Source organism: Cellulomonas sp. 73-92, assembly GCF_001898175.1.
Classification (GTDB): domain Bacteria; phylum Actinomycetota; class Actinomycetes; order Actinomycetales; family Cellulomonadaceae; genus Cellulomonas.
In genome coordinates, this window is sequence record NZ_MKTH01000004.1 from 301,555 (window position 1) to 324,555 (window position 23,001).

21 protein-coding genes and 1 tRNA gene are annotated in these 23,001 nt (G+C 74.1%); 19 read left to right on the forward strand and 3 right to left on the reverse strand.

Translation table 11 applies throughout. The annotated features are described in order from the left end of the window. Nucleotides 1–248: 248 nt before the first annotated feature. The gene (gene mobF, locus BGO37_RS02460; RefSeq protein WP_291752001.1) at nt 249–3,050 is read left to right on the forward strand and encodes a MobF family relaxase; all 2,802 of its coding nucleotides are present in this window, start codon (nt 249–251) and stop codon (nt 3,048–3,050) included. A 29-nt stretch (nt 3,051–3,079) separates the two neighbouring features. Next, on the forward strand, nt 3,080–3,265 hold the full coding sequence (locus BGO37_RS02465; RefSeq protein ID WP_291751909.1) for an excisionase family DNA-binding protein: 186 nt from the start codon (nt 3,080–3,082) through the stop codon (nt 3,263–3,265). 68 nt (nt 3,266–3,333) lie between these two features. Here BGO37_RS02465 and BGO37_RS02470 read toward each other — a convergent pair. Then, nucleotides 3,334–3,406: transfer RNA gene (locus BGO37_RS02470), tRNA-Arg, on the reverse strand. Nucleotides 3,407–3,476: 70 nt separating this feature from the next. Further along, nucleotides 3,477–4,130: a GntR family transcriptional regulator gene (locus tag BGO37_RS02475; protein WP_291751912.1), complete on the reverse strand. Its 654-nt coding sequence runs from the start codon at nt 4,128–4,130 to the stop codon at nt 3,477–3,479. A 96-nt stretch (nt 4,131–4,226) separates the two neighbouring features. Between BGO37_RS02475 and argS the strand changes: the two genes are divergently transcribed. From argS to rho, 6 genes are all read left to right on the forward strand, one after another. After that, on the forward strand, nt 4,227–5,906 hold the full coding sequence (argS, locus tag BGO37_RS02480; RefSeq protein ID WP_291751914.1) for an arginine--tRNA ligase: 1,680 nt from the start codon (nt 4,227–4,229) through the stop codon (nt 5,904–5,906). Nucleotides 5,907–6,041: 135 nt separating this feature from the next. Beyond that, entirely contained in the window at nt 6,042–7,409 is a 1,368-nt protein-coding gene (gene lysA, locus BGO37_RS02485) for a diaminopimelate decarboxylase (protein ID WP_291751919.1), read from the forward strand. Nucleotides 7,410–7,532: 123 nt separating this feature from the next. Next, nucleotides 7,533–8,831 carry a homoserine dehydrogenase gene (locus BGO37_RS02490; protein ID WP_291751923.1) on the forward strand — a complete coding sequence of 433 codons (1,299 nt, stop codon included), beginning with the start codon at nt 7,533–7,535 and terminating at the stop codon, nt 8,829–8,831. Then, entirely contained in the window at nt 8,831–9,922 is a 1,092-nt protein-coding gene (gene thrC, locus BGO37_RS02495) for a threonine synthase (RefSeq protein ID WP_291751925.1), read from the forward strand. Before BGO37_RS02490 ends, thrC begins: the two co-directional genes overlap by 1 nt. A 20-nt stretch (nt 9,923–9,942) precedes the next feature. Then, on the forward strand, nt 9,943–10,893 hold the full coding sequence (gene thrB, locus BGO37_RS02500; RefSeq protein ID WP_291751928.1) for a homoserine kinase: 951 nt from the start codon (nt 9,943–9,945) through the stop codon (nt 10,891–10,893). Nucleotides 10,894–11,140: 247 nt separating this feature from the next. Further along, nucleotides 11,141–13,189, forward strand: coding sequence for a transcription termination factor Rho (gene rho / locus BGO37_RS02505; protein WP_291751929.1), 2,049 nt, complete (start codon nt 11,141–11,143; stop codon nt 13,187–13,189). A gap of 79 nt (nt 13,190–13,268) precedes the next feature. On the opposite strand, the gene BGO37_RS02510 is transcribed toward rho, so the two are convergent. Then, complete coding sequence (locus BGO37_RS02510) at nt 13,269–14,540, reverse strand: glycosyltransferase family 4 protein (protein WP_291751931.1); 1,272 nt, start codon at nt 14,538–14,540, stop codon at nt 13,269–13,271. Between the two features lie 18 nt (nt 14,541–14,558). On the opposite strand from BGO37_RS02510, the gene BGO37_RS02515 reads away from it, so the two are divergent. From BGO37_RS02515 to BGO37_RS02565, 11 genes are all read left to right on the forward strand, one after another. Next, nucleotides 14,559–15,374 (forward strand): HEAT repeat domain-containing protein, encoded by an 816-nt coding sequence (locus BGO37_RS02515; protein ID WP_291751934.1) that lies wholly within the window; start codon nt 14,559–14,561, stop codon nt 15,372–15,374. 214 nt (nt 15,375–15,588) lie between these two features. After that, nucleotides 15,589–15,810 (forward strand): 50S ribosomal protein L31, encoded by a 222-nt coding sequence (gene rpmE, locus BGO37_RS02520; protein WP_291751937.1) that lies wholly within the window; start codon nt 15,589–15,591, stop codon nt 15,808–15,810. 203 nt (nt 15,811–16,013) lie between these two features. Then, complete coding sequence (gene prfA, locus BGO37_RS02525) at nt 16,014–17,114, forward strand: peptide chain release factor 1 (protein ID WP_291751940.1); 1,101 nt, start codon at nt 16,014–16,016, stop codon at nt 17,112–17,114. Next, nucleotides 17,111–17,983, forward strand: coding sequence for a peptide chain release factor N(5)-glutamine methyltransferase (gene prmC / locus BGO37_RS02530; protein WP_291751944.1), 873 nt, complete (start codon nt 17,111–17,113; stop codon nt 17,981–17,983). Before prfA ends, prmC begins: the two co-directional genes overlap by 4 nt. Before the next feature lie 32 nt (nt 17,984–18,015). Further along, on the forward strand, nt 18,016–18,744 hold the full coding sequence (locus BGO37_RS02535) for an L-threonylcarbamoyladenylate synthase (protein ID WP_291751947.1): 729 nt from the start codon (nt 18,016–18,018) through the stop codon (nt 18,742–18,744). After that, entirely contained in the window at nt 18,741–19,850 is a 1,110-nt protein-coding gene (locus BGO37_RS02540; RefSeq protein ID WP_291751949.1) for a glycosyltransferase family 4 protein, read from the forward strand. The genes BGO37_RS02535 and BGO37_RS02540 overlap by 4 nt, the downstream gene beginning before the upstream one ends. Beyond that, nucleotides 19,847–20,317, forward strand: coding sequence for a hypothetical protein (locus BGO37_RS02545; RefSeq protein ID WP_291751951.1), 471 nt, complete (start codon nt 19,847–19,849; stop codon nt 20,315–20,317). Before BGO37_RS02540 ends, BGO37_RS02545 begins: the two co-directional genes overlap by 4 nt. A 147-nt stretch (nt 20,318–20,464) precedes the next feature. Then, nucleotides 20,465–21,256 carry a F0F1 ATP synthase subunit A gene (atpB, locus tag BGO37_RS02550; protein WP_291751953.1) on the forward strand — a complete coding sequence of 264 codons (792 nt, stop codon included), beginning with the start codon at nt 20,465–20,467 and terminating at the stop codon, nt 21,254–21,256. 49 nt (nt 21,257–21,305) lie between these two features. Then, the gene (atpE, locus tag BGO37_RS02555) at nt 21,306–21,545 is read left to right on the forward strand and encodes an ATP synthase F0 subunit C (protein WP_291751955.1); all 240 of its coding nucleotides are present in this window, start codon (nt 21,306–21,308) and stop codon (nt 21,543–21,545) included. Continuing rightward, nucleotides 21,542–22,141, forward strand: a complete 600-nt coding sequence (locus BGO37_RS02560) for a F0F1 ATP synthase subunit B (protein ID WP_291751956.1) — start codon at nt 21,542–21,544, stop codon at nt 22,139–22,141. The genes atpE and BGO37_RS02560 overlap by 4 nt, the downstream gene beginning before the upstream one ends. A gap of 11 nt (nt 22,142–22,152) precedes the next feature. Next, nucleotides 22,153–22,965, forward strand: coding sequence for a F0F1 ATP synthase subunit delta (locus BGO37_RS02565; protein ID WP_291751958.1), 813 nt, complete (start codon nt 22,153–22,155; stop codon nt 22,963–22,965). Nucleotides 22,966–23,001: the final 36 nt, after the last annotated feature.

Consider the following 23,001-nt stretch of genomic DNA (forward strand, 5'->3'; position numbering starts at 1 on the left):
AACGTACCAACGCCGAGCCGCTGAGCGTCGCAGAAGAGTGGGCGAATCGACGTAGGACGTGGCCAGTTGCGTTCTTCGAGGGGTCCGATCGCACCCGTGCCGTCGCGTGTTCGACGGCCGCTGCACACCTGTTCTGAGGAGGGGTGTGCGGTTCAGCTCGGTGTGACCGCTCGCAATGCCGCGCACCCGCTCGCGGGGGCAGGAGCGTTCGCTCACCTCCCTGGGGCGAGGAGGGCGTCGTGCTGTCGATGCACAAGATGGTCGCGGGGCTCGGGTACCGGTATCTGACTAGGCATGTCGCGGTGAACGACGGCGCTGCGGTGACGGGTCAGTCGGTGACGGACTACTACGCGGCGACCGGCAACCCGCCGGGTTGCTGGCTCGGGCACGGCCTGGACGCCCTCGGCCGCATCGACCATCGGATCAGGCCGGGCTCGCGGCTCGACGAAGGCGAGCTCGCGGCTGTGTTCCGTGACGGCTGTGATCCGGTCACCGGCGACCCGATCGGCCGGCACCTGAAGGTCGCCGGCTATGACCTGACCTTCACGGTCCCGAAGTCGGCGTCGGTGTTGTGGGCGCTGAGCGACGAGCCGACCAGGCGCGCCGTCGAGGCGGCGCACGGGGCGGCGGTGGCCCAGGCGCTGGGATTTGTCGAGCAGTCGGTGCTGCGGACCAGGGTCGGGGCCGGGGGAGCGCGGCAGATCCGCACCCGCGGCATGGTGGCGGCGGGATTCGACCATTGGGACTCCCGGGCCGGGGACCCGAACCTGCACACCCACGTGGTCGTGGCCAACCGGGTGCAGGGCATCGACGGGGTCTGGCGTTCGGTTGACGGCACGACGATCCACGCGGCGGCGGTGGCGGTCTCCGAGCTGTATGACGCGTTGCTGTCGGACGAGGTCGTCCGTCGTCTGCCGGTGTCCTGGTCCTGGCGGCAGCGGGGCGAGTCCCGCAACCCGGCGCTGGAGATCGACGGGCTGAACGATGAGCTGCTGGCCGCGTTCTCCTCCCGCTCCCGGACGATCGGCGCGGCGCAGGAACAGTGGGCGATCGACCATCTTGCCCGCACCGGTCGGAGCCCGTCGCGGGTGGAGACGACACAGGCCCGGGAGCACCTGACCCGCGCGACTCGGCCGCGCAAGGTGGTTCGGTCGTTGCGGGAGCTGATGACCGAGTGGGCCAACCGGGCCCGCGCCCTGACCGGCCGTGAACCGCAGGACCTGGCCGCCGTGGCGCTGGCGGGCGGCTACGGGCGGGTGTTGCACGCCCACGACGTCGGCCCGCAGATACGTGAGCAGATCGTGGCGATCGCGGTAGCCGACGCCTCGACGCGTCGGTCGGTGTGGTCGACGTGGAACCTGGCCGCCAGCGTGCTGCGTGCTTCGGCGGACCTGCCGATGGCCTCGCCGAAGGACCGGTTCCATCTCACCGACCAGCTGCTGGCGCAGGCCTCCGACGGATGCATCCGTCTCGATGTCCCCGACCCGGAGCGCCCGGTGCGCCGTGGCCAGGAGCGGTACACCACCGCCGAACTGCTCGGCGCCGAAGCGCTGCTGCTGGCGGCGGCCACGCCGACCGGTACCCGCCGCCAGCACCTGCCGCTGAACCCGGTCGCGGCCGAGCACCTGGCCGGGCTGGACGACGATCAGGCAGACGCCGTCGCCGACGTGCTGGCTTCTTTGACCGTGCTGGACGTGTTGGTCGGTCCGGCCGGGGCGGGCAAGACGACCACTCTGGCCGCCTTGGCCCACGCCTGGCAGGCATCACGCGGCGGTGAGGTGATCGCGCTGGCACCTTCGGCGACCGCCGCCCACGTCCTGGGCACCGCGCTCCGGGTGCGGGCCGAGACCACCGCCAAGTGGCTGCACGAGTCCGTCGGCCCCGGCGCGCTCGCTCGCACCCAGGCGCAGGCCACCCCCGGGTTCAGCGGCGGCAACCCGCTGGCCATCCGGGACCGGGTCGAGCGGCTGTCCGAGGAGCAGGACCGTTGGCGGCTTCACCCCGGCGCCCTGCTCCTGCTCGACGAAGCCTCTCTGGCCGACACCCGCACCCTGGCCCACCTCACCGGCCAGGTTGAAGCGGTCGCCGGGGCGAAGATCCTGCTCGTCGGCGACCCCGCCCAGCGCGGCGCGATCGGGGCCGGTGGGGCGTTCGCCATGCTCGTCAACCGCGGCCCCACCGCCCAGCTGCGCACCCTGCGCCGCTTCACCCAGCCCTGGGAAGCCCGCGCCGTCCTCGCGCTGCGACACGGGTCGACCAGCGTCATCGACACCTACGCCGAGCATCGGCGCCTGCACGCCGGAACCTATGACGAGCTCGTCGAGCAGGTCGCCCAGGCGGCCACCGCCGCGCTGGGAGTAGGGGAACGGGTGCTGGCCCAGGCCGTCGACAGCGCCACCGTCAGCGACCTCAACCAGCGCATCCACCTGCTGCTGCAGGACGTCGGACTCGTCGGTGCCAACGCGGTGACACTCGCCGACCACCTGAGTGCCGGGGTCGGTGACCGGGTCGTCTCGCGCCGCAACGACCGGCGCCTGACCTACGGGGACGACCGCTGGGTCCGCAACGGCACCTTGTGGACCGTCGCCGCCGTAAGGCCGGACGGATCCCTGGACGTCACCGACCCCGACGGCGCCCGAGCGCTCTTACCGGCCGCCTACGTGACCCGGCACGTCGAGCTCGGCTACGCGACCACCACCGCCCGATCCCAGGGCGTCACCGCGGACGTCACCCACAACCTCATCGGCCCGGGCACCGCCCGCGAGGACCTGTACGTCGCGATGAGCCGCGGCCGCGCGGCCAACCACCTGTACGTCGCGGTCGACGGCCCCGGCACCGAGTGCCTGCCTGGGGAGCAGGTCGGTGACCCGATGGAAATCCTCACCACCGTCCTCAAGACGACGCGACTCGAGACGTCGGCCACCGACACCTGGGACCAGCACCACCCCGACCGACCCCTCGTCGTGCCCCTTCCACCCCGACCCAGCCAGCCGACCCACGCGATCCCGACACCCGCCACCACGCCGGCCCCACAGGTCCTCAGCCGCTGACCCCAGCGCCCGACGAAGGAGAAGAGACAATGACCATCAGCACCGACCACGAGCTGCTCACCGTCGCCGAAGCCGCCGAGCGGCTGCGCGTCACTACAAGGTTCATCCGCATGCTCATCGCCGACGGAACCCTGCCCGCCCTGCGCCTGGGCCGTCGCGCCATCCGGCTGCGCAAGGACGATGTCGACCATGTGCTGCGCCCGATCGGCAGGTGAATCGGCGGAGGCTAGATGCACGGAGAGTGCACGGCCTCATCTTCGAGGCTCTGACCTGCAACTTTACGTGCGCCCGACTGGACTCGAACCAGCGGCCTTCTGCTCCGGAGGCAGACGCTCTATCCACTGAGCTACGGGCGCATTGTCGTCGGGCTGCGAAGGGACCGGCCCGAGGACGACGACCGAGACTACCAGCCCGCGCGGGCCGGGCTCACGCCTCGGGGACCAGGCCGGACAGGTACTCTGTGGTCTCCTCGACGGCGCGGCGGTCGTTGCCGGCGACGATCGCCTCGATGAGCACGTCGTGCGCGTCGGCGCCGTGCGTGTCGGTGACGAAGTTGAAGCGGATGTTCTCGCCGATGGCGTCGATGAGGTTCTCGTAGAGCGAGAGCAGCACGGGGTTGGCGGCGGTCTTGACGATCGCGCGGTGCAGCGCGAGGTCGGTGTCGACCATCCGCTCGATGATGCCCTCGTGGTAGGCCATCGCGCGGGCGTCGCGGACGGCCATCAGCGAGGCGGCGTCGGTGGCGGTGCGGCGGCGGGCGGCCAGCCGGGCCGCCTCCACCTCGAGCGCACGACGAACCTCGACGACGTCGCGCTGACGCGCGGCCGCGATCTCGCGGCCGATGGTCACGGCCAGCTCGGAGTTGGACACGACGTAGGTGCCGGACCCCTGGCGCCGCTCCAGCAGGCCGCCGTGGACCAGCGACTGCACGGCCTCGCGCACGGTGTTGCGGCCCACGCCCAGGAGCTCGACGAGCGACGGCTCCGGCGGGATCCGCGAGCCGACGGCCCACTCGCCGGAGGCGATCCGGGAGCTCAACGCCTCCACCGCGGAGTCGATGAGTCCGGTACGTCTGGACATGGGATGCCTCCTGCTCGTCGTGCGCCGTAGTCAACACCGTCCGGTATAGCGGCTGCCAGCCCGAAGGGGGGATGACTCGCTGGCTAGGCTTTGCGGGTGACCCCCGCCCAGCTCGCCGAAGCGGTCCGCGCCGCCCTCGCCCATGCCGTCGCCGACGGCGCCCTGCCGCTCGACCCGGCCGACGTGCCCGCGAGCGTGCACCTGGAGCGGCCGCGGCAGCGCGAGCACGGCGACTGGTCGACGAACGTGGCCATGCAGCTGGCGAAGAAGGCGGGCGTCGCCCCGCGCAGGCTGGCCGACGAGCTGGCGCGCCGGCTCTCGGCGACACCGGGCGTCGCGGCGGTGGACGTGGCCGGGCCCGGGTTCCTCAACATCCGGCTCGACGCGGCGGCTGCGGGCGAGCTCGCCCGGACCATCGTCGAGTCCGGCTCGTCGTACGGCGAGAACGAGGACTTCGCCGGCCTGACGGTCAACCTCGAGTTCGTCTCCGCCAACCCGACCGGACCGCTGCACATCGGCGGGGTGCGCTGGGCCGCGGTCGGGGACAGCCTGGCGCGCGTGCTGGAGGCGTCCGGCGCCGTCGTCGTGCGGGAGTACTACTTCAACGACCACGGCGCGCAGATCGACCGGTTCGCCCGCTCGCTCGTCGCCCGCGCCCGTGGGCTCGAGGCGCCCGAGGACGGCTACGGCGGGCAGTACATCGCCGACATCGCCGAGCAGGTGGTGGCCGACGCGCTCGCGGCGGGCGAGCCGGACCCGACGACGCTGCCCGACGAGCAGGCGGAGGAGACGTTCCGCTCGCGCGGCGTCGGCCTGATGTTCGACGAGATCAAGCAGTCGCTGCGCGACTTCGGGGTCGAGTTCGACGTCTACTTCCACGAGGACTCGCTGCACGAGTCCGGCGAGGTGGACCGCGCCATCGCCCGCCTGCGGGAGCTGGGCCACGTCTACGAGAAGGACGGCGCGGTCTGGCTGCGGACCACGACGTTCGGCGACGACAAGGACCGCGTCGTCATCAAGAGCGACGGCGAGGCCGCCTACATCGCCGGCGACATCGCCTACTACCTGGACAAGCGCGAGCGGGGTGCCGACCGGGTCGTCATCATGCTCGGCGCGGACCACCACGGGTACATCGGCCGGATGATGGCGGTCTGCGCGGCGTTCGGGGACACCCCGCACGTCAACCTCGAGATCCTCATCGGGCAGCTGGTCAACCTCGTCAAGGACGGGGAGCCGGTACGGATGAGCAAGCGCGCGGGGACGGTCGTCACCATCGACGACCTCGTCGACGCGGTCGGCGTGGACGCGGCGCGGTACGCGCTCGCCCGCTCGTCGACCGACACCGCGATCGACCTGGACCTCGACCTGCTGGCCAAGGCGACCAACGAGAACCCCGTGTTCTACGTGCAGTACGCCCACGCGCGGACGGTCAACGTGGCGCGCAACGCCGCCGAGGCCGGCGTCCGCCGCGAGGACGGCTTCGACGCCTCCGTGCTCGACCACGAGACCGAGGCGGTGCTGCTTGGCCACCTCGCGGAGCTGCCGCGCGTCGTCGCGCAGGCGGCGCAGATGCGCGAGCCGCACCGGGTGGCGCGCTACCTGGAGGAGCTCGCAGGGGCGTACCACAAGTGGTACGACGTGCGCCGCGTGGCGCCCTTCGGCGACGAGGACGTCTCGGACGTGCACCGCACGCGGCTGTGGCTCAACGACGCCACCCGCCAGGTGCTGGCCAACGGCCTGGCGATGCTCGGCGTCAGCGCGCCGGAGCGCATGTGAGCCTCCGCCCGGCGCCGGTTCCAGCGGACAGCCCCTCGCCGGCTCGTCGGGCCGACGCCGGTACGTCGGTTCGCACCGACGTCGTGGCGTCGAACCGACGAGCCCGCCGGCGGGCGAGGGTGGCAGGCCCACGCGATGAGTGAGCAGCCGGGAGCGGTGGGTTCGCCCTGGTCGGCGGGGGTCGAGCGGGTGGCGGACGGGTCGGTGGCGGTGGCTGGCGTCCGCGTCGCAGAGCTCGCCGTCCGGTTCGGCACCCCGCTCTACGTGCTCGACGAGGCCGACCTGCGCGGGCGGGCCCGCTCCTACCGGGAGGCCTTCGAGGCGGCGTTCGCCCAGGTCGGCGCCGAGGTGGACGTCTACTACGCGGGCAAGGCCTTCCTCTCGATCGCCGTGGCCCGGTGGGTGCACGACGAGGGCCTCGCGGTCGACACCGCGACCGGCGGCGAGCTGGCGGTGGCGCTCGCCGCGGGCGTCCCCGGGGACCGGATCGGCCTGCACGGCAACAACAAGTCCGACGACGAGATCGCGGCGGCCATCGACGCGGGCGTCGGCCGGATCGTCGCCGACTCGCTCGTCGAGATCGCCCGGCTCTCCGCCGCCGCCACGACGCGCGGCGCCGAGGTCCCGGTGATGGTGCGCGTCACCACCGGCGTCCACGCCGGCGGCCACGAGCACATCGCCACGGCCCACGAGGACCAGAAGTTCGGCCTGTCCCTGGCGCACGACGACGACGCGGACTCCCCGGCCATGACCGGCCTGCTGGCGGTGCTGGCCGCGCCCGGGCTGCGCCTGGTGGGCATCCACTCGCACATCGGCTCGCAGATCCTCGAGCCCGACGGCTTCGTCGTCGCCGCGCGCCGCGTGCTGGCCCTGCGCGCCGAGCTGGCGGAGCGCACGGGCGTCCTGGTCGACGAGGTGGACCTCGGCGGCGGCTACGGCGCGGCCTACCTGCCGGGCGAGGTGCCGCTCGACCCCGACCGCATCGCCAAGGAGATCGCGCAGGGCGTCGACGCCGCGGCCCACGAGCTGGGCACCCCGCTGCCGCGGTTCTCGATCGAGCCGGGCCGCTCGATCGTCGGGCCGGCGGGCCTGACCCTGTACACGGTCGGCACGGTCAAGCCGGTGCGCCTCGACGGCGGGTTCGTCCGCACCTACGTCTCGGTCGACGGCGGGATGAGCGACAACATCCGGCCGGCGCTCTACGGCGCGCGGTACCACGCGGAGGTCGTCGGCCGCTCGTCGTCGGCCGCCATGGTGCCGGCGCGCGTGGTCGGCAAGCACTGCGAGAGCGGCGACATCGTGGTGCACGACGTGGCGCTGCCCGCCGACGTCGCGGCCGGCGACCTGCTGGCGGTCCCCGTCACCGGCGCCTACGGCCGCTCGATGGCGTCGACCTACAACCTCGTGCCGCGCCCGGCGGTGGTCGCCGTCCGTGACGGGCAGGCGCGCGTCCTCGTCCGCCGCGACACGATCGCCGACCTGCTCGCCCTCGACCAGGGCTGACCCGGGGACGGACCGTCCCACCGTGGCTTCGCGGGAGGGTCGCCACCTGCTGGATGCCCCCGATCTCGCCAGGTGGCCTGCCCGTAGGCTGTGCGGCAGACAGCCGAGCGAGGGAGGGCGCAGGTGGGCGAGCGGTTGCGGGTGGCCGTGCTGGGCGCCGGCACCGTCGGCACCGAGGTGATCCGGCTCCTGACCACGCAGGCCGACGACCTCGCAGCGCGCGTCGGCGCGAGGCTCGAGCTGGTCGGCGTGGCCGTGCGCAACCGCCACGCCGAGCGCGACCCGGCCGTCCCCGTGGAGCTGCTCACGGAGGACGCCCGCGCCCTCGTCGACAAGGCCGACGTCGTCGTCGAGGTGATGGGCGGCATCGAGCCGGCGCGCGAGCTGATCCTGCGGGCGATCCGCCACGGTGCGGCGGTGGTGACGGCCAACAAGGCCCTGCTCGCCGAGGACGGCCCCACGCTGTACGCCGCCGCGGACGCCGCGGGCGTCGACCTCTACTTCGAGGCCGCCGTGGCCGGAGGGATCCCCGTGGTCCGGGCGGTGCGCGAGTCGCTGGCGGGCGACCAGGTGCGCCGCGTGCTCGGCATCGTCAACGGCACCACCAACTACGTGCTCGACAAGATGGCCACGGAGGGCGTCGAGCTCGAGCAGGCCGTCAAGGAGGCGCAGGCGCTCGGCTACGCCGAGGCCGACCCGACGGCCGACGTCGAGGGCTACGACGCCGCTGCCAAGGCCGCCATCCTCGCCTCGCTCGCGTTCCACACCAGGGTCCCGCTCGACGCCGTCGGCCGCACCGGGATCACCGGGCTGACCAGCACCGACGTCATGTGGGCCGAGCGCACCGGGCACGTGCTCAAGCTGCTGGCGGTCGCGGAGCGGGCGCACGACGAGGACACCGGCGTCGACGGCGTGCTCGTCGGAGTGCACCCGGCGCTCGTGCCGGAGCACCACCCGCTGGCGAAGGTCAGCGGCTCGTACAACGCCGTGTTCGTCGAGACCGCGTCGGCCGGCGAGCTGATGTTCCTCGGGCGGGGCGCCGGTGGCGCGCCCACCGCGTCCGCGGTCATGGGCGACGTGGTCTCCGTCGCCCGGCACCGCGTCGTCGGGGGCCGCGGGCCGGTGGAGTCGTCGTACGCCGACCTGCCGGTGCTCCCGCCGGACGCGGCCCGCGCGCGGTTCCAGCTGCGGCTCGACGTCGCGGACCGGCCCGGCGTGCTCGCCCAGGTGGCCGCGGCCCATGCGGAGCACGGCGTGTCGATCGAGGCGGTGCGCCAGTCGCCGGGCGACGCCGCGGTGGCGCACCTCGTCATCACCACGCACACCACGTCCGAGCGCGCGCTGCGCGCCACCGCCGACGCGGTCGCCGCCCTGCCGTCCGTGCGCCGCGTCGTGTCCGTCCTGCGAGTCGAGGGAGCCTGATGGCCCACCAGTGGCGCGGCGTCATCGCCGAGTACGCCGACCGCCTGCCGTCGCACCTCACGCGGACACCGGTCACCCTCCTCGAGGGCGGCACGCCCCTGGTCCCCGCGCCCGGGCTCAGCGCCCGCGTGGGGGCCGAGGTGTGGCTCAAGGTCGAGGGGACGAACCCGACCGGGTCGTTCAAGGACCGCGGCATGACCACCGCGATCTCGGCTGCCGCCGACAAGGGCGCCCGGGCCGTGGTCTGCGCCTCCACGGGCAACACCTCCGCGAGCGCCGCCGCCTACGCGGCCCGCGCCGGGATGGTCTGCGCGGTGCTGGTCCCGGACGGCAAGATCGCGATGGGCAAGCTGAGCCAGGCGGTGGCGCACGGCGCGCGGCTGCTGCAGGTCGACGGCAACTTCGACGACTGCCTCGTCGCCGCCCGCAAGCTCGCCGAGGCGTACCCCGTCGAGCTGGTGAACTCGGTGAACCCCGACCGCATCCAGGGCCAGAAGACGGCGGCGTTCGAGGTGGTCGACACCCTCGGTGACGCCCCCGACATCCACGTGCTGCCGGTGGGGAACGCGGGGAACATCACCGCGTACTGGAAGGGGTACCGCGAGTACGCGGGGCACGACGACGGCGCGGGGCTGGCGCCGGTCGCCACGCGCACGCCGGCCATGTGGGGCTTCCAGGCCGCCGGCGCCGCGCCGATCGTGCTCGGCCACCCGGTCGACGAGCCCGAGACCATCGCCACCGCGATCCGCATCGGCAACCCCGCGTCGTGGGACAAGGCGGTCGCAGCGCGCGACACCTCGGGGGGGCTCATCGAGTCGGTCACCGACGAGCAGATCCTCGCCGCGCACCGCGTGCTGTCCGCCGGCGAGGGCGTCTTCGTCGAGCCCGCGTCGGCGGCCGGGGTCGCCGGCCTGCTCAAGCTGCACGGCGAGGGCCGCGTGCCCGCCGGCGCGCGCATCGCCATCACGGTGACCGGCCACGGGCTCAAGGACCCGTCGTGGGCGCTGCGGACGCCGGACGGCACCGAGGTGGCACCTGTCCGGGTGAGCGCCGACGTGGTGGCCATCGCCGCCGCGCTCGGCCTCGACTAGCAGGAGAGCAGGCATCGCCCATGCGTCTGGCAGCCGACCACGTCCGCGTGCGCGTGCCTGCGACCAGCGCGAACCTCGGCCCGGGCTTCGACGCGCTCGGTGTGGCCCTCGCGCTGCACGACGTCGTCGAGGTGCGCGCGGTCTCGACGCCCGGAGCCGTCGTCGACGTCGTCGGCGAGGGCGCCGGGGGAGTGCCGACCGACGACGAGCACCTCGTCGTGCGCGCCATCCGGGAAGGCCTGGACCACGCCGGTGCCTCGCAGGTGGGTCTCCGCCTGGAGTGCACCAACGCGATCCCGCACGGCCGCGGCCTGGGTTCGTCGGCCGCCGCGGTGGTCGCCGGGCTGCTCGTCGCGCGCGCCCTGGTCGCCGACCCGGAGGCGCTCGACGACGCCGCGGTGCTCGCCCTCGCGACGGCGATGGAGGGTCACCCCGACAACGCGGCGCCCGCGCTCCTCGGCGGCGTGACGGTGGCGTGGACGGACGACGCCGTCCGTGCCGCGCGCCTGCCGGTGCACCCGGACGTGCTGCCGGTCGCGATCGTGCCGCCGTACCACCTGTCGACGCGCCGCGCGCGCGGGGTGCTGCCGGCGCAGGTGCCCCACGCCGACGCCGCCTTCCAGGCCGGCCGCGCCGCGCTCCTGGTCGAGGCCCTGTCCCGGCGGCCGGAGCTCCTGTTCCCCGCCACCGAGGACCGGCTGCACCAGGAGTACCGCCGCTCCGTGATGCCCGACTCGCTCGCCCTCGTCGGCGTGCTCCGTGCGCACGGGGTGGCCGCCGTGGTCTCGGGCGCGGGGCCGACCGTGCTCGCGCTGGCCCGCCGCGTCCCGGGTCCCGAGGGACTGCCGTCGACCGACGCCGACGGGGCGATCGCGGCGGCGTTCGGCGGCGTCATGGCTGGCTGGCGCGTGCTGCCGCTGCCGATCGACGCCGACGGCGCCGTGGTCGAGCGGGGCGCCCCCGGTCGCTGACGCGCCGCAACATCACCCGTCGGGAGGGTCCCGCCCCGGTGTTACGATGGGCGCGTTCCCCGAACCTCCTCGTGGCCCCGCGCCGGTCGATGTGACCCGCGGTCAGAGCGAGTCGACGAACGGGAACGGCCGCTTCCGTCACGCACCGGTGCACGGCACCGCGGCCTCACACACGTCAGGTCTGAACTCGGCCTGGCCCCGGCCTTCCCGCGCAGAGCGGGTGGCCCGACGAGGGGAAGGATCCTTCGTGACCGACACCATCGACACCGCCCGCACCGGCTCGCTGACCGCACTGCGGTTGCCCGAGCTGCAGGCGCTCGCCGCGGAGCGGGGCGTCAAGGGCGCCTCGAAGATGCGCAAGGCGGACCTGCTCGCGGCGCTCGGCGGCCCGGCCCCGGCCGCCGCCGCACCCGCGCAGGTAAACGGCAGCTCCCGCCGCAACGGCGCGCCGGCACAGGCCGCGGCGCCGGCGGCGCAGCAGCCGGAGCAGCGCCCTGCCCCGATCGACGAGCGCCCGGCACCGGCGGAGCACGCGGCCGACGAGCGTCCGGCGCAGCGTGGCGAGCGGGTGGCCCGGAACACCCGGCGCCCGGTGGCTACCGACGAGCGTCCGGCCGGTTCCGACGAGCGTCCGGCCCGGACCGACGAGCGTTCGGCCCGGACCGACGAGCGCCCGGCCCGCACCGAGGGCGACGAGGCTCCCACCGGTGGCCGCGACGTGCTCGCCGGCCTCGAGGCCGCGCTCGACGCCAAGCTCACCGCGCACGAGGAGCGCGACGCCCATGCCGGCGACCGCCGTCCGCGCCGCGCCGGCCGTGGCACCGGGGCTCCGGTCCGCGCCGACGGCGGCGAGGGCCAGCGCGCGGACGGGGCCGGCCAGGCCGTCACCGGCCCGCGCGAGCAGCAGCCGCGCCAGCTGCCCGAGCGCCAGAACGACAACCGCCCGTACGGCGCCGACAACCGTCAGCCGACCCAGGGTGTCGACGACGAGATGGGTGGCCGGCGCCGCCGGTCCCGCGACCGCTACCGGGACCGTGACCGCAAGCGCGGCCGCGGCGGACGCCCCGGCATGCCGGACCTGACCGGCCTCGACGAGATCGAGGTGACCGAGGACGACGTGCTGCTGCCCGTCGCGGGGATCCTCGACGTCCTCGACTCCTACGCGTTCGTGCGGACCTCCGGCTACCTGCCCGGGCCCAACGACGTCTACGTCTCGCTCGGCCAGGTCAAGCGCGCCGGGCTGCGTCGCGGTGACGCGGTCACGGGCGCGGTCCGCGCCCCCCGCGAGGGCGAGCAGCAGCCGCAGCAGGGCAACCGGCCGAACAAGTTCAACGCGCTGGTGCGCCTCGACACGGTCAACGGCATGACGCCGGAGCAGGCCCGCAACCGGCCCGAGTTCGCCAAGCTCACGCCGCTGTACCCGCAGGAGCGGCTGCGCCTGGAGACCGAGGCGACCCGGCTGTCCAGCCGCGTCATCGACATCGTCGCGCCGATCGGCAAGGGCCAGCGCGGCCTCATCGTCTCGCCGCCGAAGGCCGGCAAGACGCTGATCATGCAGCAGATCGCCAACGCCATCACGACGAACAACCCCGAGGTCCACCTCATGGTGGTGCTCGTCGACGAGCGTCCCGAGGAGGTCACGGACTTCCAGCGCTCGACGAAGGGCGAGGTCATCTCCTCGACCTTCGACCGGCCGGCGAGCGACCACACGATCGTCGCGGAGCTGGCGATCGAGCGGGCCAAGCGCCTGGTGGAGATGGGCCGCGACGTCGTCATCCTGCTGGACGGCATCACGCGCCTCGGCCGGGCGTACAACCTGGCCGCCCCGGCGTCCGGCCGCATCCTCTCCGGTGGCGTGGACGCCGCGGCGCTCTACCCGCCGAAGAAGTTCTTCGGCGCGGCCCGCAACATCGAGAACGGCGGCTCGCTGACCATCCTCGCCACGGCGCTCGTCGAGACCGGCTCCAAGATGGACGAGGTCATCTTCGAGGAGTTCAAGGGCACCGGGAACATGGAGCTCCGGCTCAACCGGTCCCTCGCCGACAAGCGCATCTTCCCGGCGGTGGACGTCAACGCGTCCGGCACCCGCCGCGAGGAGATCCTCATGGCGCGCGACGAGATGGCGATCGTCTACAAGCTGCGCCGGGTGCTTGGCGCCCTCGACACGCAGCAGGCGATCGAGCTGCTGCTGGGCAAGCTGCGCGACACCAAGACCAACGTGGAGTTCCTGCTCCAGGTGCAGAAGACGACGCCCGGCGGCGTCTTCGACGAGAAGGAGATCGGCCGCACGGTCTGACCGTCACCTGCCGCGACGAGGCCCGGGGAGCAGCAGCTCTCCGGGCCTCGTGCGTCAGGGGGCCCTCGCGCGTCGGGCGTCAGCGCCGCCGGGTCGCCACGGCCCGGCGGTAGGTCGCCTCGATCTCGTCGACCACGGTGTGGACGTCGAAGCGGCGGGCGGCGACCCGCTGCCGCTCCGTGGCGCGGGCGCGCGCGTCGTCGTCCAGCAGCCAGCGGGCGAGGGCCTGGCCGAAGGCGACGCGGTCCCGCGGCGCGACGAGCTGCTCCTCGAGGCCCGCCATCGTCGAGCGGTAGCCCGGGTTGTCACCGGCGAGCACCGGTCCGCCGCCGCCGGCCATCGCCTCGACGACGGAGATGCCGAAGCTCTCCCCGCCCGTCGAGGGGAGCACGACGAGGTCCGCGTCCGCCAGCAGCGCCGCCTTGGCGGCCTCGGTGACGAAGCCCGGCATGTCGACCCGGTCGGTCAGGCCCTCGAAGGCCACCTTGGTGCGCAGCTCGTCGTCCAGCGGGCCGCTGCCCGCCAGGGTCAGGGTCCACGGCCGCCCGACGAGGCGGTGGTCGACGACGTACGCCGCGGCGTCCACCAGCTCGCGGGGACCCTTGCGGGGCACGAACCTGCCGAGGAAGACCACGCGCAGCGGCCGCTCGTCGTGCGCGGCGCTCGCCGGCTCTGGGTGGGCGTCGCGCGGGAGATCGTCGTGGTCGGCGCTCGCTGGCTCGTCGTGCGCCTGGTCGTGGGGACCGGGGCCGGGCCTGTCGGCCTCGCCGGGCGCCGCGACCGTTGAGAACCTGCCCAGATCGACCGGGATCGTGACGACCCTCGGCGTGACGCCGAACGACGTCCGCGCGAACTCGGCGGCCGGCGCCGAGACCGCCATCACCTCGTCGAACCGCCGCAGCGTGCGGCGCTCCACGAGCCCGAGCCCCCGCGTTCCCATGGCCACCAGCCGCGACTCCGGGAGGATGTGGAAGGTGCCGACGACCGCGACGTCGTCGGGCACGCGGCGCACCAGCCGGCCGGCGAGGAACGGCGAGTGCGGCAGCTGGACGTGGAGCACGTCGAAGCGGACCTCGCGGAGAAGCGTGTCAAGGTCGCGGGCGCGCGCCGGCAGCGGCGACGACAGCACGTTCCCGTTGAAGCGCACTCGCAGGTTGCGGCCCAGCACGTGCAGCCGCTCGAGGTCGGTGCGCGACGTGGTCGAGGCGACGAGGTGGACCACGTGGCCGCGGGCCTGCAGCTCGCGCGCCACCGTCAGCACGTACTGCTGCACGCCGTCGGGAGCGTCGAGGCCGTCGTCCAGCACCAGCCCGATGGTCAGGGACTTCGTCTCGGGCGTCGACGGCGGCACGCCGCCAGGATAGGGGCCGTGACGGCACGCCAGCGCTACGCGGAGGAGCTCGCGGCCCTCGCCGACGAGGAGGCCCCGGCCTACCTCACGAAGCGCTCCGGCCTGCCGGGCCCGCGCGCCAACCTCGAGCTGCTGGCGGCGTTCGGGGACGCCGCGCCGGCGTCGCTCGTCGTGCGCCTGGCCGACGACGTGGACGAGTACCTGCGCTGCTGCGGCACGGCCGCGCTGGGCCGACTGTGGCTCGAGGCCCCCGACGAGCCGACCGCGCACGGACCCGACGAGCCGGCCGCCGGGCTGGGACCTGACGAGCCGGCCGCCGCCCGGCTGTCCGGCGGTTCCGTCCGCGCCATGTGGTCCGGTGCAGCTGTGCGGCAGCGCCTCGAGGCGACCCTGACCGACCGCGCCCGTGACCCGTCGTGGCGCGTGCGCGAGGGTGCCGCGATGGCCGCGCAACGGATCGGCGCCGCCTCGCCGGAGGGGCTGGCGGGGCTCGTCGGGCGCTGGCTGCGCACCGGCGAGCCGCTCGTCGCGCGCGCCGCGATCGCCGCGGTGTGCGAGCCGCCGATCCTGCGCCCGTCGCCCCTGCTGCGTGCCGCCGCCCTGGACGCCTGCGCCGGTGCGACCGCCATCCTTCGGTCGGTGCCGGTGCCGCAGCGGCGCGACCCGGACGTCCGCACGCTGCGACAGGGCCTGGCGTACTGCTGGAGCGTCGCCGTCGCTGCGTCGCCCGCGAACGGCCTGCCACGCTTCCTCTCCCTCGGGACGGACGACCCGGACGTCGCCTGGCTGGTGGCGCAGAACCGCACGAAGGCCCGCCTGGCGAAGCTGCTCTGACGCCGAGCCCCAGACTTCGAGCGCCGCAGCTGTTGACCGAATGCCGGCGTAATTCCTGCGGCGCTCGGTCGACGTGTACGGCACTCGGCGAAGAGGGGGCGGTCGGGACGATTTCGGGGGGCGTCGGTGTTCTGGCATCATTGTTCGTCGGTCTGCCGGTTCACCGGCGCGTCGCGCGCCCGGACCCGGCGACATCCCCACCAAGGAGAATCCCGTGAAGTCTGGTATCCACCCGAACTACGTGGCCACCCAGGTGATCTGCACCTGCGGCAACACGTTCGTCACCCGGTCCACCGTGGCCAGCGGCGTCATCCACGCCGACGTCTGCAGCGCCTGCCACCCGTTCTACACGGGCAAGCAGAAGATCCTCGACACCGGCGGCCGAGTCGCCAAGTTCGAGGCGCGCTACGGCAAGCGCCCGGCCGCGGCCAAGTAGCTTCCCGGCAGCGCCGGTGCCGGCGGGACCACCCGCTGCACCGGCGCTGTTTCCGTGTCTGAGGACGGACAGACGGAGAGTCCCGCCCCACCGGTGGAGCGACCCGCGCCTCGGTGGAGCCGGATGACCGTGACACGCCGCGCGCGGACGTCAGTTGGCTCCACCGCTCGTCGAGCGGCTCCACCGGAACGGAAGGGCGAGGCATGAGCGAGGCGTTCGAGGCCGTGGCACCGCTGCTCGGCGAGCACGCGGACATCGAGGCGCGCCTGGCGGACCCGGCGGTGCACGCCGACCAGGGGCTCGCCCGCCGGCTGGGCCGCCGGTACGCCGAGCTCGGCCGCGTGGTGGCGGCGTACCGGGGCTGGAAGGCCGCGTCCGACGACGCCCGCGCCGCCGCCGAGCTCGTCGAGCTCGCGGAGGGCGACGAGGCGGCCGAGCTCGCCGCCGAGCTGCCCGGGCTGCGGGCGGCCGCCGACGAGGCCGCCGAGCACCTGCGCCGCGTGCTCGTGCCGCGCGACCCCGACGACGCCCGCGACGCCATCCTCGAGATCAAGGCCGGCGAGGGCGGCGAGGAGTCGGCGCTGTTCGCCGGCGACCTGCTGCGCATGTACACGCGGTACGCCGAGCGGCAGGGCTGGGCCGTCCAGGTGCTCGACGCCACCGACTCAGACCTCGGCGGCATCAAGGACGCCCACGTGGCGATCAAGGCCCGCGGGTCGGCGACGCCCGAGGACGGCGTGTGGGCGCACCTGAAGTACGAGGGCGGCGTCCACCGGGTGCAGCGCGTCCCGGTCACCGAGTCGCAGGGGCGCATCCACACCTCGGCGGCCGGTGTGCTCGTCTTCCCCGAGGCGGACGACGAGGGCGAGATCGAGATCGACCCGAACGACCTGCGCGTCGACGTGTTCCGCTCGTCGGGCCCCGGCGGGCAGTCGGTCAACACCACCGACTCGGCGGTGCGCCTGACGCACCTGCCGACCGGCATCGTCGTGTCGATGCAGAACGAGAAGAGCCAGCTGCAGAACAAGGAGGCGGCGCTGCGCGTGCTGCGCGCCCGGCTGCTGGCGGCGCGGCAGGAGGAGGCCGAGGCGGCGGCGAGCGCGGCCCGACGATCCCAGGTCCGCACCGTCGACCGCTCCGAGCGGATCCGCACGTACAACTTCCCGGAGAACCGGATCGCCGACCACCGCACCGGGTACAAGGCGTACAACCTCGACCAGGTGCTCGACGGCGACCTCGGGCCGGTGATCCAGTCCGCGATCGACGCCGACGAGGCGGCCCGCCTCGCGGCGGCCGCCGGGTGACACCGGTCGGGCTGCGGGCGCTCGTCGACGGGGCGACCCGGCTGCTCGACGAGGCCGGCGTGGCGTCCCCGCGGCACGACGCCCTCGCGCTGGCGGCGTTCGCGCTCGGGCTCGAGCGGGTGGACCTCGTGCTGCCGCCGGCCCTGCCCGACGGGTTCCCCGCCGCGTACGCCGGGCTCGTCGACCGGCGCGCGCGGCGCGAGCCGCTGCAGCACATCGTCGGCAGCACCGGGTTCCGCTACCTGACGCTGGCGGTGGAGAAGGGCGTGTTCGTGCCCCGGCCGGAGACGGAGGTGGTCGCCGGCCTGGCCGTCGACGAGGCCGCCGCGCGGGTCGCGGCCGGTGCGAACCCCCTGGTCGTCGACCTGTGCACCGGTTCGGGTGCCATCGCCGTCGCGGTGGCGACCGAGGTGCCCGCCGCGCGCGTCGTCGCGGTCGACGTGTCGTCGCCGGCCGTCGACCTGGCGACGCGGAACGCCACCGCCGCGGGTGCGCGCGTCACGGTGCTCCTCGGTGACGTCGCCGACCCCGACCTGCTGGCGGAGCTGGCCGGGCAGGTCGACGTCGTCGTCTCCAACCCGCCCTACATCCCGCCCGACGCCGTGCCGACGGACCCCGAGGTGCGCCTGCACGACCCCGACGTCGCCCTGTACGGCGGCGGCGCCGACGGCCTGGACACCCCTCGCGCGGTGCTCGCCGCCGCGTCGCGGCTGCTGCGACCCGGCGGCCTCCTCGTCGTCGAGCACGCCGAGGTGCAGGCGGAGGCCCTGCGCGCGGCGGCGGTGGCGACGGGGGTGTTCGAGGAGCCCGGCACGGTGCCCGACCTGACCGGACGGCCCCGGGCGCTCCTGGCGCGGCGATCGGCGTGACCTCATCGGGTGACGTGGAAGACTCACCCGACGTGAGCCCCATCCTCGACGCCATCGACCCGCACGCCTGGGGCCCGGCGCTCGACGAGGCGGTCAACGCCGTCTCGCGCGGCCAGGTGATCGTGCTGCCGACGGACACCGTGTACGGCGTCGGCGCGGACGCGTTCGACGCGCGCGCCGTCCAGGCCCTGCTTGACGCGAAGGGCCGCGGCCGCCAGATGCCGCCGCCGGTGCTCATCCCGGACGCGCGCACCCTCGACGGGCTGGCCACCGAGGTCCCCGGCGCCGTCCGGTCGCTCGCGGCGGCGTTCTGGCCGGGCGCCCTGACGCTCATCGTCAAGGCGCAGCCGACGCTGACGTGGGACCTGGGCGAGACCCGGGGCACGGTCGCGCTGCGCGTCCCCGACCACCCGCTCGCGCTCGCCCTGCTGCGCCGCACGGGCCCGCTCGCGGTGTCCAGCGCGAACCGGACCGGCCGGCCCGCCGCGACGACGGCGGCCGACGCCGCCGAGCAGCTGGGCGAGGCGATCGCCGTGGTGCTCGACGGCGGCCCGACACCCGGCAACGCGCCGTCGACGATCGTCGACGCCACGGGTGACCGGCTGCGCGTGATCCGCCTCGGCGCGATCCCCCTCGCGGAGCTGCGCGCCGTGGCCGACGTCCTCGGGCCGGACGAGCCGCGCGAGCCGGCGCACGACGAGCCCGCGGCGGGGTCCGCGGAGGCGACGGGCGGTGCCGACGCGCCGGGCGACGGCCGGTGAGGGCGTACATCCTGCTGCTCGTCGTCGCCGCGGCGGCGACGTACCTGCTGACGCCGGTCGCCCGGCGGCTTGCGTTCTCCTGGGGCGCGATCACCGCCGTCCGGGCCCGTGACGTCCACCACGAGCCGACGCCCCGCCTCGGGGGGCTGGCGATGTTCCTCGGGCTGCTCGTCGGCACGCTGCTGGCCAGCCGGCTGGGCTTCCTGCACTCGGTGTTCGACAACCCGCACCCGGTGATCGGCATCGTCGGCGGTGCCGCGATCGTGTGCGCGCTCGGGGTCGCCGACGACATCTGGGACCTCGACTGGCTGACGAAGCTCATGGGCCAGGTGCTGGCCGCGGTGTTCCTCGCCTGGCAGGGCGTGCTGCTCTACCAGATGCCCCTGCTCGGCGTCGTCGCGTGGTCCGGCCGGGTGTCGACGTTCGTCACGGTGCTGTCCGTCGTCGTCGCGATGAACGCGGTGAACTTCGTCGACGGCCTCGACGGGCTGGCCGCCGGCATGGTGGCGATCGGCGGCTCCGCCTTCATGGCGTACAGCTACCTGCTGACCGTCTCGACGAGCGAGAACGACTACGCCAGCCTGGCGACGCTCGTGCTGGCGCTGCTCGTGGGCATCTGCGTCGGCTTCCTGCCGCACAACTTCTACCCCGCACGGATCTTCATGGGCGACTCGGGCGCGCTGCTGCTGGGGTTCGTCATCGCGGCCGCCGGCATCGTCGTCACCGGTCAGATCGACCCCGGCTCGGTCACCACGCGCGTCTCGTTCCCCGCGTTCCTGCCGATGCTGCTGCCGCTGGCGGTGCTCGTCCTGCCGCTGCTCGACATGGCGATGGCCGTCGTGCGCCGCGTCGGCGCCGGCCACTCGCCGTTCCACCCCGACGCCCGCCACCTGCACCACCGGCTGCTGGCGCTCGGGCACTCGCACCGGCGCGCGGTGGCGATCATGTACCTGTGGACGGCGCTGTTCGCCTTCGGGGCGGCGGCGCTCGTGCGCTGGTCGACGACGACCGTGCTCATCGCGATGGCGGTCGGCGTCGTCGTCGCCACCCTGCTGACCCTCGGCCCGCTGCGCGGCCGGTCCCTGCGACGCCAGGAGGCGCCATGACCCAGCAGCCCGACGCCAGGCGCGGGAACCCGACGCCGGCCGAGGCGGTGTTCCGGCGCGCGCTGCGCGACGTGGCGATCCTGCTCGCCGTGCTGCTCGTCCTCGGGCTCGTCGTCGGCGGGCTGGTCGCCGGGCTGCCGGGCGTCTGGGGCGCGCTCATCGGCTGGGGGCTGGCCGTCGTCTTCTCGACGACGACGATCGTGGCGATGCTGCGCACGGTGCGGTCGTCGCCGGCCGCGATGGCAGCGCTCGTCATGGGGACCTGGCTGGCCAAGGTGCTGGTCGTCATCGTCGTGCTCGCCGTGCTGCGGCCGCTCGACTTCTACTCGCGGCCGGTCTTCGGCGCGGTGCTGGCGATCGCCGTCATCGGCTCGGCCCTGCTCGACTACCGCGCGGTCACCACGGGACGTGTGCCCTATGTCGAACCGGGCGAACGGGACGCATCGGGCGGATCCGCGAGGACCTAGGGCCACGCGGTCGCCCTCACAGCATGGGTTAGGCTTTCCGCTGACCATGACGGCCGGGGCGCCGGAGCCGGTTGCCCGCATGGCTGCGGTGTGGCCCGAATCGACCCCACGACCACCAGGGAGTGTGCCCTGACCAGCCTTGTGACGGTGCTCCCGCTCGCGGCCGACGGTGGCGGGTTCCAGCCCCCGACGATCAACGACTTCTTCCCGCCGCCGATCCTCTTCTCGGGCACGTGGTTCGAGTTCAACCGGGTCGAGCTGGTGCGGATCGTCGCCGCGCTCGTCATCGTCTCTCTGTTCGTCGTCGCCGCCCGCCGCGCCAAGCTCGTGCCGGGCCGGTTCCAGTCCGCGATCGAGTGGGTGCTCGACTTCGTGCGGACGGGCATCGCCGAGGACGTGCTGGGCAAGGAGAACGCCAAGCGGTACGTGCCCCTGCTGACGACGGTGTTCGTCGCGATCCTCGGGTTCAACCTCACCGGCATCGTGCCGTTCCTCAACATCGCCGGCACCAGCCGCATCGGGCTGCCCCTGCTCCTCGCGCTGTGGGTCTACGTCATGTACCTCGGCGCGGGCATCAAGAAGCACGGCGTCGGCGGATTCCTCAAGGCGAGCCTGTTCCCGCCCGGCGTGCCGCCGTTCCTCTACGTGCTGCTGACGCCGGTCGAGCTGCTCCAGGTGTTCGTCATCCGGCCGGCCACGCTGGCGCTGCGACTCACGGCGAACATGATCGCCGGGCACCTCATGCTGGTGCTCTGCTTCGGGGCGACCGAGTACTTCCTCGTCGAGGCTGCCCCGGCGATGAAGGCCTTCGGCGTCCTGACGTTCCTCTCCGGCTTCGTCATGACGCTCTTCGAGGTCTTCGTCGCCGCCCTGCAGGCCTACATCTTCGCCGTCCTCGCCGCCGTCTACCTCAGCCTGTCGATCGCCGACGAGCACTGAACCCCATCGCCCGGCCGACCGGCCGGGCGCCGAAGGAAGGAAAGCGACCGTGTCCAGCCTCATCCTCGCCGCAGCCGACACCGTCTCCGGCAACCTGGCCACCATCGGCTACGGCCTCGCGGTGCTCGGCCCCGGCATCGGCCTCGGAATCCTCATCGGCAAGACCGTCGAGGGCATGGCCCGCCAGCCGGAGGTCTCGAACCAGCTGCGCACCACGATGTTCATCGGCATCGGCTTCGTCGAGGTGCTCGGCCTCCTCGGCCTGATCACCGGGTTCCTCTTCAAGTGAGCACGGCCGCGCTCGCCGCGGTCGCCCTGGCAGCCGCGGACAGTCAGCCGGTCGACGGGATCCACCTGCTGATCCCGGCGGTCGCCGACATCGTCGGCTCGCTGGTCGTCGTCCTCATCATCGCGGTCCCGTTCTGGAAGTACGTCCTGCCGACGTTCCAGAAGATCTTCGACGAGCGGGCCGAGAAGATCGAGGGCGGCCTGGCCAAGGCCGAGCTCGCGCAGGCGGAGGCCGCCGCGACGCTCGCCGACTACCAGCAGCACCTCGCCGAGGCGCGGGCCGAGGCGGCGAAGATCCGCGAGGACGCGCGTGCCGAGGGTGCGCAGATCGTCACGGAGCTCAAGCGCAAGGCGCAGGACGAGGCCGGCCGCATCGCCGACACGTCGCGCAAGCAGATCGAGGCGGAGCGCCAGCAGGCGGCCGTGTCACTGCGCGGCGAGGTGGGCGCGCTCGCGACCGAGCTGGCGTCGAAGATCGTCGGCGAGTCGCTGGCCGACGAGGCGCGGCGCTCGCGCGTCGTCGAGCGGTTCCTCGACGACATCGAGGCGTCCGCCGTCGCCAGCGGTGCCGGGCCGGCGAAGGGTGACCGATCCTGATGCCAGGCGTGATGCGGGGGACGAGCCGGGCGTCGCTGGCCGCGGTCGCGCGCCGGTGGGAGCCGGTCGCCTCGGCGGCCGGTGACGAGGCGCTGAGGCTGGCCGACGAGCTGTTCGCGCTCGTCGACGCCCTCGACTCCTCCGGCTCGCTGCGCCGCGTCCTCGCCGACCCGTCCTCAGAGCCGGAGGTGAAGGCGGCGGTCGTCACCCGGTTGCTCCAGCGGGCCGACCCGCGCACCGTGGCGGTCGCCACCGACCTGGTCGGCGCCCGCTGGTCCGCCGACCGCGACCTGGCCGACGCCGCCCAGCGGCTCGGGGTCGACGCGGTGCTCACGGCGGCCGAGCAGGCCGGCCAGCTCGACGTCGTCGGCGACGAGCTGTTCGTCATCACGCGCGCGCTGGCCGGTCAGCGCGAGCTGCGCCGGACGCTGCACGACCCGACGGTGCCCCCGGACCAGCGCGCGGCGCTCATCGACGCGGTCCTGGGAGGCCGGGCGATGCCGTCGACCCGCGCGCTCGCCCGCCGGGCCGCGGCGGCCCCGCGCGGTCGCAGGTTCGTGGCGCAGCTCGGCGACGTGATGGACCTCATCGCCGAGCGCTTCAACCGGCGGGTGGCGACGGTGACCGTCGCGGCACCGCTGGACGGCGCGCAGAGCGAGCGTCTGGCGAGCCTGCTGGCGACCGCCCTCGGCCGCCAGGTGGAGCTCAACGTCATCGTGGACCCCACCGTCGTGGGCGGGCTGCGCGTGCAGTCCGGCCCCGACGTCATCGACGCCACCGTGCTGGCGCGCCTCGCGGACGCGCGCCGACGGCTGGCGAGCTGATCGACTGACCCCGCGCGCGGTGCGTGCGACTCGTGA